Origin of the sequence: Vibrio nereis NBRC 15637, from assembly GCF_001591105.1 — a bacterium.
Lineage (GTDB): Bacteria > Pseudomonadota > Gammaproteobacteria > Enterobacterales > Vibrionaceae > Vibrio > Vibrio nereis.
Genome location: NZ_BCUD01000003.1, coordinates 43,112 through 55,395 on the forward strand (window position 1 = coordinate 43,112; position 12,284 = coordinate 55,395).

General features: G+C 46.7%; 7 protein-coding genes. 5 read left to right on the plus strand and 2 right to left on the minus strand.

Annotated elements, in window-relative coordinates:
* Nucleotides 1-13: 13 nt before the first annotated feature.
* Entirely contained in the window at nucleotides 14-2,794 is a 2,781-nt protein-coding gene (gene barA / locus VNE01S_RS04505) for a two-component sensor histidine kinase BarA (protein ID WP_053396612.1), read from the minus strand.
* A gap of 172 nt (nucleotides 2,795-2,966) precedes the next feature.
* Here barA and rlmD point away from each other — a divergent pair, with 172 nt between their 5' ends.
* The 5 genes from rlmD (at nucleotide 2,967) to eno (ending at nucleotide 10,724) form a co-directional block, all read left to right on the plus strand.
* Nucleotides 2,967-4,286 carry a 23S rRNA (uracil(1939)-C(5))-methyltransferase RlmD gene (gene rlmD, locus VNE01S_RS04510; protein WP_053396613.1) on the plus strand — a complete coding sequence of 440 codons (1,320 nt, stop codon included), beginning with the start codon at nucleotides 2,967-2,969 and terminating at the stop codon, nucleotides 4,284-4,286.
* Nucleotides 4,287-4,355: 69 nt separating this feature from the next.
* Complete coding sequence (gene relA / locus VNE01S_RS04515) at nucleotides 4,356-6,575, plus strand: GTP diphosphokinase (RefSeq protein ID WP_053396614.1); 2,220 nt, start codon at nucleotides 4,356-4,358, stop codon at nucleotides 6,573-6,575.
* A gap of 120 nt (nucleotides 6,576-6,695) precedes the next feature.
* The gene (mazG, locus tag VNE01S_RS04520; protein WP_053396615.1) at nucleotides 6,696-7,487 is read left to right on the plus strand and encodes a nucleoside triphosphate pyrophosphohydrolase; all 792 of its coding nucleotides are present in this window, start codon (nucleotides 6,696-6,698) and stop codon (nucleotides 7,485-7,487) included.
* 219 nt (nucleotides 7,488-7,706) lie between these two features.
* Complete coding sequence (gene pyrG / locus VNE01S_RS04525) at nucleotides 7,707-9,347, plus strand: CTP synthase (RefSeq protein WP_053396616.1); 1,641 nt, start codon at nucleotides 7,707-7,709, stop codon at nucleotides 9,345-9,347.
* A 78-nt stretch (nucleotides 9,348-9,425) separates the two neighbouring features.
* Nucleotides 9,426-10,724 (plus strand): phosphopyruvate hydratase, encoded by a 1,299-nt coding sequence (gene eno, locus VNE01S_RS04530; protein ID WP_053396617.1) that lies wholly within the window; start codon nucleotides 9,426-9,428, stop codon nucleotides 10,722-10,724.
* 278 nt (nucleotides 10,725-11,002) lie between these two features.
* Here the strand turns inward: eno and VNE01S_RS04535 are convergent, their stop codons facing one another.
* On the minus strand, nucleotides 11,003-12,214 hold the full coding sequence (locus VNE01S_RS04535; protein WP_053396618.1) for a multifunctional CCA addition/repair protein: 1,212 nt from the start codon (nucleotides 12,212-12,214) through the stop codon (nucleotides 11,003-11,005).
* Nucleotides 12,215-12,284: the final 70 nt, after the last annotated feature.

Sequence of the window (12,284 nt, forward strand, 5' to 3'; positions counted from 1 at the left end):
CGTAATAGCGTTACTACAAATAGAGTTTGGCCGTGGCGATCACTTTGGTCATCTCGTCTTGTAGCTCAAACATTTCCGGCTCAATATCTTCAATGCTGGCACCAGAGCGTAAAGATTGCTCTAGTGTCGCGCATAAGCTTTTTAGAATAGGCACTCCACAGTAAGAGCTGCTGCCATGAAGTTTGTGAATCACATGGATAAGCTCATCACGAGAAAAATCTTCTTGTTCAAGCGCCTGCTCGACTACTTCTTCCACTTCCGGAATGTAATCGACCAGCATTTTGAGCATATCTGTGGCTAAATCGGCTTTATTGGCGGATTGCTTCAGTGCTGCGTCCCAGTCAATACTGATATTTTTCTGAATCGGTGAAGCTGGCGCCGGCACTTTGTCATCGTCTTGCTCGATATAAGATGGTGCGATTTTCTCGATGGTTTCTGCATCCGTATGAGGACTCCAGTGAACCAGCACTTGTTGCAGCACATGTTCCTCAATGGGCTTGGTCAGGTAGTCATCCATCCCTGCATTAAGCAGCCTGTCTCTCTCGCCACTCATGGCATGAGCAGTAACAGCAATAACAGGGGTATGCGCGTTTAATTCCGTCTTTTTGATCTCTTCGCAGGCAGTAACACCGTCCATATGCGGCATTTGGATATCCATTAAGATGATATCAAAGAGCTGGGATTGCGCTTGTTTGACGGCATCTAAACCGTTGGTGCAAGTGATGACTTTTTCGACCCGCTCTTGCAGTAGCGCACTGATCAATTTTAAGTTTGCTGGGTTGTCATCGACCGCCATGACAGTCAGAGGCAGCGTTTCGCTCTGCTGTACGACAACTGGCAACGCAGGTAAGTGGTCTTGGTTGGCAGATAACGTTTGTAGCAGACGCTTACGTGACAACGGCTTAGTAATGCAGTGGATCTGATACTTCTGAATCAGGTGATCCGACAGGGCCAACGTGGTACTTGGTGTTCCCACCACCACATGCGGTGAGCAGCGAAGCGCTTGTTCGACTTTAGGCTCTACATTGTCAATGTCATGCTCTTGGTTTGGTGCAAGGTTGAGGAGCACATAATCGAAACTTTCGACCTCTTCCGGTAACGAAGAGCGATAGGTCACAACCAAACCTTCCTGAGCCAGAATTTGCTGCGTGATCGACGCGGCTTGCATATTTGGCTCGACTAATAGCAGGGTTCTTTGCATCAAGCTTTGCGTATCGATGATTTCCGACACTGGCATATCTGTCGCGTGGAGACGCAACGTAAACCAGAACGTTGAACCTTGGTGCAGGCGACTGGTTAGACTAATTTCACCACCCATTTGGCTGACCAGTTTTTGGGTGATAACCAAGCCTAGACCAGTTCCCCCATAGCGGCGAGAGATGCTGGCGTCTGCCTGACTAAACGCTTGGAAAAGCTGCGCTTGTTGGCGCTCGGAAATGCCGATACCCGTATCTCGTACCATAAACTGTAGCTCGACCATATCCTCTTTTTGCGAACGTAGCTCGACGCTGATGTCGATGTTGCCGCGTTCGGTAAATTTAATCGAGTTCCCGACTAGGTTGGTGAGTACTTGCTGAATACGCAGTGAGTCACCCACCAAGCCCGGCGGGATTTTAGGATCGATCTTCAGGGTCAGCTCGAGCCCTTTCTCGTGCGCGCTGGTGGCTTGCAGGCTCACCACTTCCTCTAGCGACTCCTGGAAGTCAAACGGGATATTTTCTAGCGCCAGCTTACCGGCTTCCAGTTTCGAGAAGTCGAGAATGTCATTGATGATGTTGAGTAAGTTCTTGGCAGACTTTTCGATAGTTTGCAGATAATCCATCTGGCTATTGGTGAGCTGCGTTTTCAACATCTGACGGGTAAAGCCAATCACGCCGTTCAATGGTGTACGTAACTCGTGCGACATATTGGCTAAAAATTCAGATTTTACCCGCGCGGCTTCTTGCGCACGCTTTTTGGCGATATCCAATTCAACGTTCTGAATTTCGAGCTGCTCTAAGGTTTCCCGTAGGTCAGAGGTTGCCTGGTCAATACTGTGCTGCATCTCAACATGGTATTCAGACAGCGAAACGGCCATGGCGTTGATACCGTTTTTCAACGAATCCAGTTCGCCGTGCATTTTTCCCTCGATACGAACATCTAAGTGGCCGCGACGAATCCTATCGACCATGTTCTTCATATGCGAGATCGGCCGTGTTACGTCATACATCAAGCGATACGCAAATACGCCCGCCAGACCTAAGCCGACAAACAGAACCAATACTGCTGAAAAGACTTCCTGATATTGTTGCAAGCGCAGCGATGATAGATCGAGTTCAACGGCAATATAACCGAGGGCTGGGGTGTTATCTTGCCCCTCGGAAGTTGCAATAAGCCCCGACTCCGGAATGACTGGCGCACGCAGGATCAGTGTGTTTTCCTGTTGAGCCGCGCTGACTAACAATGGAATCGGCTCATTTTTGGGGAATGTTAAGGATTCAAAATTAGGATGAAAGTTGGAGGTGACGAACAGTTCGTGGTTGTAATCAAACACCGCGATACTGCGAACAAATTTAGAATTTTTACGGTGCGCATAACTGATGATGCGGCGTACCGATTCTCGACTATTCTTTTTTAAGCCCTCTTCACTCGCAATCGCCAAAGGTTCAACGATATTCAGACCAGAATTAACCACTTGCGTCTCTAAATCGTGGTAACGGTTAAAAGAGAAAAACGCACTTAAAAGTAATCCGATAATTAACGTTGGCGCGAGGGTAAGGGTAATAACGCGGGCACGTAAGCCATATCTTGTCATTATTGTCTAAACATCGTGGTGTGGATATGGGAAAATAGTCGCAATATAAGCTGAGACTGTCGAATGGTTAAGCATAATCAACTCGGTCGTCCCAGACAATGATTCAGGCACAAAAGGTGGAACCTGAACAGCAAATACTGGCACTTAAGCACAAACAAAATAGGCACAGAGCATGGCGCGCTTTTTCCAACCGAAGAAGAAAACTCAACTTAACACTAAGCATCAATCCGTAAAGGTTGAAAAACTGGATCATCATGGCGCGGGCATCGCCTATCAGAGTAAAAAGCCAATGTTCATTGAAGGTGCCTTACCTGGTGAGCAGGTATTGGTGCAGCTCACCGAAAGCAAAAGCAAGTTCTCGCGTGCGAATCTGATTAAGGTCCAAACGCCGAGCCAGCAGCGTATCGAACCGTTTTGTCCTTACTACCAGGAGTGCGGTGGGTGTAATATGCAGCACCTTGGCATTGAGCATCAACGCGAATACAAACAGCAGACGCTTAGCCAATTGATGACCAAATTTGCCGGGCAAACCGCTCAGCTAGATGCACCAATTATTGGAGCAGAGCAGGGCTATCGTCGCCGAGCTCGCATCAGCTTGCACATCGATAAAAAGAGCAAACAACTCCAGTTTGGCTTTCGTAAAAAGCAAAGCAAAGAGATCGTTACTGTTGCGCATTGCCCGGTTCTAACGCCAGAGTTAGATGAACTGATCTCGCCGTTGTACCAGTTGTTTAAAGGTTTCTCTCATCAAGAGTGTTTAGGCCACGTTGAGCTGGTCAAAGGTGATAACACGCGAATAATTGTTTTGCGTCACTCGAAAGCTCTTAAAGACAAAGACCAGCGTGCTCTGGTCGAGTTTGCTAAAGCCAACCAAGCTTCACTGTATTTAATGCCACAAAGTGATCAGCTAGATTTAGTCGAAGGGCCACAAGGGCATTACCTAGAAGCTGGGGTGACAATTCCATTTGAACCCAATAACTTTATCCAAGTTAACCAGCAGGTGAATGAAAGTATGGTTAACCAAGCGATGGACTGGTTAGAGCTGGCTGACAGCGATCGCGTATTAGATCTTTTCTGCGGTTTGGGTAACTTTAGTTTACCTATCGCCAAGCAAGTAAAAAGTGTTGTTGGTGTGGAAGGCATTGACGCCATGGTGAAAAAAGCCACGGACAATGCCAAGCTCAATAAACTGGATAACGCGCACTTTTACCAAGCCAACCTCGAAGAAGATTTTTCTGGTCAGTCTTGGGGAAACGAAAAATTTGATAAAGTATTACTCGATCCTGCACGAGCTGGTGCAAGTGGGGTTGTAGAGCAACTTTCTGAGCTAGGTGCAACGCGAGTCGTTTATGTTTCCTGCAATCCTGCTACCCTAGCCAGAGACTCGCAAAGCTTACTGAACCAAGGTTATCAATTGCAGAAATTAGGTATGTTGGACATGTTCCCACATACCAGCCATCTAGAATCGATGGCACTTTTTGTTAAGGATTAAACTTATCTCTTAAGCGTAAGTCTTACTGAGATAAGCAAAAGATAAAAATAAAGAACTAGGACGAAAAAGATGGTTGCGGTTAGAAGCGCACATTTGAATCAAGATGAACAGTTTGAGCTAGATAAATGGATAGCTAGCCTAAATCAAGATGCTAAGGTATCGGCGCGCCTCAAAGAGGTGTACCTCCACTGCGAAACCATTTTAAAAGATAACGAACAAGGCTCGCTGTTGCTGTGGCGCGGCCGCGAGATGATTGAAATTTTAATCACTCTTTCTATGGATAAAGCCACTTTGGTTGCGGCGATGCTATTTCCGTTGGTGTCTGCCAACGCCTATCCTCGAGAGCAATTTGAAGAAGACTTCGGCAAAGAAACCATCAAGCTGATTGATGGTGTTGAAGAAATGGCGGCGCTTGGTCAACTTAACATCACCATGGAAGGCAGTGCGGCTTCTGCGCAAGTGGACAATGTTCGCCGTATGTTGCTGGCGATGGTCGATGACTTCCGCTGTGTGATCATCAAGCTGGCGGAACGAATCTGTAACCTGATTGAAGTGAAGCAGGCACCGGATGAAGTACGTCGCGCGGCAGCGAAAGAATGTGCCAACATTTATGCGCCACTAGCAAACCGCTTGGGTATCGGTCAGTTGAAGTGGGAAATCGAAGACTACGCTTTCCGTTATCAGCAGCCAGAAACCTACAAACAGATCGCTAAGCAACTTTCCGAGCGCCGTATTGTGCGTGAAAAGTACATCAAAGACTTTGTTGATGACTTATCGAAAGAGATGAAAGAGTCAGGCATTAACGCCGAGGTCAGTGGCCGCCCTAAACATATTTACAGCATTTGGCGCAAAATGCAGAAGAAAGGCCTCGCGTTTGATGAGCTGTTTGATGTGCGCGCGGTGCGAGTCATCGCTGATAAACTGCAAGACTGTTACGCCGCTCTTGGTGCCGTTCATACCAAATACAAACACCTTCCTAGTGAATTTGATGACTACGTAGCGAATCCGAAACCGAACGGTTATCAATCTATTCATACTGTCATTCTGGGCCCAGAAGGCAAAACCATCGAAATCCAAATCCGTACCAAGCAAATGCACGAAGACTCGGAGTTGGGTGTGGCGGCACACTGGAAATACAAAGAAGGTGGCGCTGGTCGAAGCGGTTATGATGAGAAAATTACCTGGCTACGTAAGCTACTTGATTGGCAAGAAGAGATGTCCGACTCTGGTGAAATGTTGGATGAAGTTCGTAGCCAAGTGTTTGATGATCGCGTTTACGCCTTTACTCCACGTGGTGATGTGGTTGACTTGCCAATGGGCGCAACGCCACTCGACTTTGCTTACCATATTCATTCTGAAGTGGGGCACCGTTGTATTGGAGCCAAAGTTGCGGGGCGTATCGTACCGTTTACTCACAAACTGCAAATGGGCGATCAGGTAGAGATCATCACCTCCAAAGAGCCTAACCCGTCTCGTGATTGGCTAAACCCATCATTAGGCTTTGTTCACTCAGGCCGGGCACGAGCGAAAATTAATGCTTGGTTCCGTAAGCAGTCGCGCGAGAAAAACCTTGAAGCCGGGCGTGAAATTCTTGAAGTCGAATTGACGAAAATTGGCGCTACGCTAAAAGACGCAGAGCAATACGCACTTAAGCGTTTCAATGTTAATACGGCTGATGAGCTGTATGTGGGGGTTGGGAGCGGTGATTTGCGTATTAACCAGATCATCAACCACATTAACGCTTTAGTGAACAAGCCAACGGCGGAAGAAGAAGACAAGCAAGCACTTGAGAAGCTGCAAGGCGCCGTACACAAAGCACCAGCGCAGAGCCGTCCGAAAAAAGACGCGGTTGTCGTTGAAGGGGTCGATAACCTGATGACACACCTAGCGCGCTGTTGTCAGCCTATCCCTGGTGATGAGATCTGCGGTTATATTACGCAAGGGCGCGGTATTTCAGTGCACCGTGCAGACTGTGAGCAGTTGGAAGAACTTCGCCACCATGCGCCTGAGCGTATCATTGATACCGTATGGGGCAGTGGCTTTGTGGGTTCTTATATTCTGACTGTTCGAGTGGAAGCGATGGAGCGTGGTGGCCTGTTAAAAGACATCACTACTTTGTTTGCCAATGAGAAAATCAAAGTGACCAGCATGAAGAGTCGTATGGACTATCGCAAGCAGTTGGCGATTATGGACTTTGATTTGGAATTGACGAATATCGAGGTATTGAATCGCATTAATAACCGTGTCGAACAAATTAAAGATGTGGTGTCGGTGAAACGCCTAGGCTAACACTCTTGTCGGCGTTATCGCTGAGCTACAACGTTGGCTATTTAGAGTTGAGATAACGAAATAAATTCAAAAGGTGAGTGGTTTTACTGCTCGCCTTTTTGCTTAAAGGAGCAAAGTAACATGAGCCATCCAATTGAACAGCTTGAAGAAATAATGACTAAGCTACGTGACCCTGAAGGTGGTTGCCCTTGGGATTTAAAGCAGAGCTTTGACACCATTGTTCCGCATACGATAGAAGAAACTTATGAAGTCGTTGATGCGATCCAAAATCGCGATTGGCCGAATCTCAAAGAAGAGCTTGGGGACTTACTGTTTCAGGTGATCTTCTACAGTCAACTGGCCAAAGAACAAGAACTGTTTGATTTTTCAGAGGTTGTTGAAGCCGTCAATGAAAAGCTGACTCGCCGCCACCCGCATGTTTTCTCAGACATTGAATTTGATAATGACGAGCAAATTCACGCCAACTGGGAGGCAGAAAAAGCCAAAGAGAAAGCCGAGGCAGGCAAAAAAGAAGAAAGTATTCTAGACTCAATATCAAACTCTCTACCTGCACTTTCTCGTGCCACAAAGATCCAGAAGAAGTGCGCCAAATATGGCTTTGACTGGGACTCTCTTGGCCCGGTAGTTGGAAAGGTGCAGGAAGAAGTTGATGAAGTGATGGAAGAGGCGCTTCAAGTTTGCCCTGATGAGAGTAAAGTCGAATTAGAGCTTGGAGATTTGCTGTTTGCGACGGTGAATTTGGCACGTCATTTAGGTAAAGATCCTGAAGTTGCTTTGGCCAAAGCAAACCTGAAGTTTGCCAAGCGTTTCAGACAGGTCGAATCGAAAGTGTCGCTGTCTGGAAGAGAATTAACAAACTGCTCGTTAGAAGAGCTTGATGAATATTGGAACCAAGTGAAGCGCGAAGAGTGAATCTGGTTCAAAAATAGGCAAAATGTATAATATGAGGCAAATGTGACTCAGAACAACCTGGCTCTATTCATGCTCTCTTTGTGCACTTTGATTTGAAGCAAAAAATTAAAAAAGGCAGTGTGATAGATTTCACGTTGTGGCGGTTAGGGTCTTCTGGTATATTTTTCTCCCGTCCAGATGAAAATCCATTTCCCTCATTCAACCAATTTCAGGTTAAACATGACGACAAATTACATTTTTGTTACTGGCGGGGTTGTATCCTCTCTAGGTAAAGGTATTGCAGCAGCATCTCTTGCAGCGATTCTAGAAGCTCGTGGTCTTAAAGTGACTATCATGAAGCTTGACCCATACATCAACGTTGACCCAGGCACAATGAGCCCAACTCAACACGGTGAAGTATTCGTTACGGAAGACGGCGCAGAAACTGACCTAGACCTTGGTCACTACGAGCGATTCATTCGCACCAAGATGACTAAGCGCAACAACTTTACAGCGGGTCGTGTTTACGCCGACGTACTGCGCAAAGAGCGCCGTGGTGATTACCTAGGTGCGACTATTCAGGTTATCCCTCATATCACTAACTCGATCAAAGACCGCGTAATCGCTGGTGCTGAAGGTCAAGACGTTGCTATCGTTGAAATCGGTGGCACAGTTGGTGATATCGAATCGCTACCATTTATGGAAGCAATCCGTCAGCTAGCGGTTGAGCTAGGTCGCGATCGCGCGATGTTTATGCACCTGACTTTAGTTCCTTACCTAGCAGCAGCAGGTGAAGTAAAAACTAAGCCAACTCAGCACTCTGTAAAAGAGCTTCTTTCTATCGGTATCCAGCCAGATATCCTAGTTTGTCGTAGCGATCGCATTATTCCTGCGAACGAGCGTAAGAAGATTGCACTTTTCTGTAATGTTCCAGAAAAAGCAGTAATCTCAATGAAGGATGTGGACTCTATCTACAAGATCCCTCAGCTTATTAGAGCGCAAGGCCTTGATGATCTTGTGTGTGCACGCTTTGGCATTACTGCACCTGAAGCCGATCTATCTGAATGGGAACAAGTTATCTATGAAGAAGCGAACCCAACAGGTGAAGTAACGATTGGTATGGTTGGTAAGTACATTGAGCTACCAGACGCATACAAATCAGTAAACGAAGCGCTTAAGCACGCTGGCCTTAAGAACCGTCTAAGTGTGAACATCAAGTATGTTGATTCTCAAGACGTTGAATCAAAAGGCGAAGAAATGTTTGCTGGCCTAGATGCTATTCTTGTTCCTGGTGGCTTCGGTGATCGTGGTATTGAAGGTAAGATTTTTGCAGCGAAATACGCTCGTGAAAACAACATCCCTTACCTTGGTATCTGTCTAGGTATGCAAGTAGCACTGATTGAATACGCGCGCAACGTCGCGGGTATGGAAGGTGCACATTCAACAGAATTTAACAAAGAGAGCAAGTACCCTGTGGTAGGTTTGATCACAGAGTGGGTGGACGAAACTGGTAACGTTGAAGAACGTACTGAGAAGTCTGACCTTGGCGGTACTATGCGTCTAGGTTCTCAGCTATGTCACCTAGAGAAAGGGACTAAAGCTCGTGAACTATACGGTAGCGCAACGATTCATGAGCGTCACCGTCACCGTTACGAAGTGAATAACGTGCTTCGTCCGCAAATTGAAAAAGCTGGCCTGAAAGTATCTGGTCTGTCTGCGGACAAGAAGCTAGTGGAAATGATTGAAAACCCAGCACACCCATGGTTTGTTGCGGCTCAGTTCCACCCTGAATTCACTTCGACACCTCGCGATGGTCATCCACTATTCGCAGGGTTCGTGAAGGCTGCTGGCCAGTACTCACGCGGTGAATTCGAGAAGTAAAAAGGATATGGGCAGTGGCGAAGGTTGTGCCGCTGCCTTTTAAGTTTGACATTTATATTTGAACGAGAGGAAACATTAATGTCTAAGATCGTTAAAGTTCTAGGTCGTGAAATCATCGACTCACGTGGTAACCCAACTGTAGAAGCTGAAGTACACCTAGAAGGCGGTTTCGTAGGTATGGCTGCTGCTCCATCAGGTGCATCAACTGGTTCACGTGAAGCTCTTGAGCTACGTGATGGCGACAAAGCACGTTTCCTAGGTAAAGGTGTTCTTAAAGCTGTTGAAGCAGTTAACGGTGCAATCGCAGAAGCGCTAGTTGGTAAAGATGCGAAAGACCAAGCTGCAATCGACGCAGTAATGATCGACCTAGACGCTACTGAAAACAAATCTAAATTCGGTGCGAACGCTATCCTAGCTGTTTCTCTAGCAAACGCTAAAGCTGCTGCAGCGGCTAAAGGCATGCCTCTATACGAGCACATCGCTGAGCTAAACGGCACTCCAGGTCAATTCTCTATGCCTCTACCAATGATGAACATCATCAACGGTGGTGAGCACGCAGACAACAACGTTGACATCCAAGAGTTCATGATCCAACCAGTTGGTGCTAAGACTCTTAAAGAAGGTCTACGTATCGGTGCTGAAGTATTCCACAACCTAGCTAAAGTTCTTAAAGCGAAAGGCATGAGCACTGCAGTTGGTGACGAAGGTGGTTTCGCTCCTAACCTAGAATCTAACGCTGCTGCACTAGCTGCAATCAAAGAAGCGGTAGAGCTTGCTGGTTACGAGCTAGGTAAAGACGTTACTCTAGCTATGGACTGTGCTGCATCTGAGTTCTTCGACAAAGAAGCTGGCAACTACAACATGAAAGGCGAAGGTAAAGTATTCTCTTCTGAAGAGTTCAACCACTACCTAGCTGGCCTAGTTGAAGAGTACCCAATCGTATCTATCGAAGACGGTCTAGACGAGTCTGACTGGGATGGCTTCAAGCACCAGACTGAACTTCTAGGCGGTAAGATCCAGCTAGTAGGTGACGACCTGTTCGTTACTAACACTAAGATCCTAGCGGAAGGTATCGAGAAAGGCGTTGCTAACTCTATCCTTATCAAGTTCAACCAAATCGGTTCTCTAACTGAGACTCTAGCTGCAATCAAGATGGCTAAAGACGCAGGTTACACAGCAGTAATCTCTCACCGTTCTGGCGAAACTGAAGACGCAACTATCGCTGACCTAGCGGTAGGTACAGCTGCAGGTCAAATCAAGACTGGTTCTATGAGCCGTTCTGACCGTGTTGCTAAGTACAACCAGCTAATCCGTATCGAGGAAGCTCTAGGTGAGCGTGCTCCTTACAACGGTCTTAAAGAAGTTAAAGGTCAATAATTTCCCTAGGTTTTAAACTTAGTGAATTATTAGCTTAAGCTTTGAAAACGCCTCGTTTTTCGGGGCGTTTTTGTATGTGGAGGAAGTTCTCGGTGAGCGTGCTCCGCTACATGACAAGAAAGCGGTCTTAAAGAAATTAAAGGTCAATAATTCCCCTAGGTTTTAAACTTAGTGAATTATTAGCTTAAGCTTTGAAAGCGCCTCGCTTCTGCGGGGCGTTTTTGTATGTTGGAGGAAGTTCTCGGTGAGCGTACGTCTTTGACGTGTAGTGCGGCTTTTTAAGCGTCTGCTATCGCCTGAACTCTTCTCTTTTCCATTTCTTCACGAATCGCCGCGCCCTTAAAGCCATCTTTGATGATGTCTTGTACATTGACACTCAGAGCGGCTTGGTAGGCAGCTTCAAAGATGTCTTTTTGAGGGTAATCGATATCGTCATATCCCGCTCGTCCACGGCTATCGGCCATACAACAGAGTAAGATATCGTTTAAACGATCCGGTTTACGCCATACGTCGAACTTATTGAGGATCTTGAGTTTTGTTTCTGCGCGAAGCTCGGCTGCGCGATGAATGTTTGAGTGTTGCTCGCATACCATCAAGGCCAAATCACGATACTCATTGGGAACTCTCACGCGTTCGCATAGAGCCCGAATGAGTTTTAATCCTGTATGGCAGTGCATTTTATGGCTTGGCCACTCTTTTTCTGGGGTGATCCCTTTGCCTAAGTCATGCACCTGAGCGGCAAACCTCACAGGTAACGAGTTACTTAGTAAAGCGGCTTGTTTGGCGACTAAGAGTGTATGTTGACCTGTATCGATTTCAGGGTGCCATTGTTCAGGCTGAGGAACACCAAACAGTCGGTCGAGTTCCGGTAGTACAATCTTCAACGCATCACATTGTTTCAGGACATCAATGAATACTTGCGGGTCTTGTGTAGAAAGGGATTTTTGCCATTCTTGCCATACGCGCTCGGGAGTTAGGTGATCGAGCTCTCCAGATTGAGCAATGCTTCGCATGAGGTCTAGCGTTTCATCTGCGATAGTGAAACCTAAGTGAGCTAATTTGGCGGCAAATCGAGCGACGCGAAGCACGCGCAATGGGTCTTCAATAAAAGCGTCAGAAACGTGGCGCAATATACGATCATGCAGATCTCTCTGGCCGTTAAAAGGATCGATAATGTTGCCGTCAGGATCTTGTGCCATGGCATTGATCGTCAGATCGCGGCGTAGCAAATCTTCTTCAAGCGTCACGTCAGGAGCAAAGTAGCATTCAAAGCCGGTATAGCCAGCACCGACTTTTCTTTCGGTTCTTGCTAATGCATGCTCTTCTTTGGTAGACGGATGGAGAAACACAGGGAACTCCTTACCCACCGCAACATATCCCTGTTGGATGAGTTGTTCGGGTGTAGCGCCGACGACCACCCAATCCCTGTCATAAACATCAATTTTTAGCAGTTGATCGCGAACTGCGCCTCCAACAAGGTATCTATGCACTAAACACACTCTCAATTATGTACTTAATAATTGGTTATTATTGTAGGTAATGGTACTTTCCTTATCACTA

Bases quoted from the DNA above. Each gene is read 5' to 3' on its own strand.
- barA (WP_053396612.1), bottom strand. From the start codon at position 2,794: ATGACAAGATATGGCTTACGTGCCCGCGTTATTACCCTTACCCTCGCG.
- rlmD (WP_053396613.1), top strand. From the start codon at position 2,967: ATGGCGCGCTTTTTCCAACCGAAGAAGAAAACTCAACTTAACACTAAG.
- relA (WP_053396614.1), top strand. From the start codon at position 4,356: ATGGTTGCGGTTAGAAGCGCACATTTGAATCAAGATGAACAGTTTGAG.
- mazG (WP_053396615.1), top strand. From the start codon at position 6,696: ATGAGCCATCCAATTGAACAGCTTGAAGAAATAATGACTAAGCTACGT.
- pyrG (WP_053396616.1), top strand. From the start codon at position 7,707: ATGACGACAAATTACATTTTTGTTACTGGCGGGGTTGTATCCTCTCTA.
- eno (WP_053396617.1), top strand. From the start codon at position 9,426: ATGTCTAAGATCGTTAAAGTTCTAGGTCGTGAAATCATCGACTCACGT.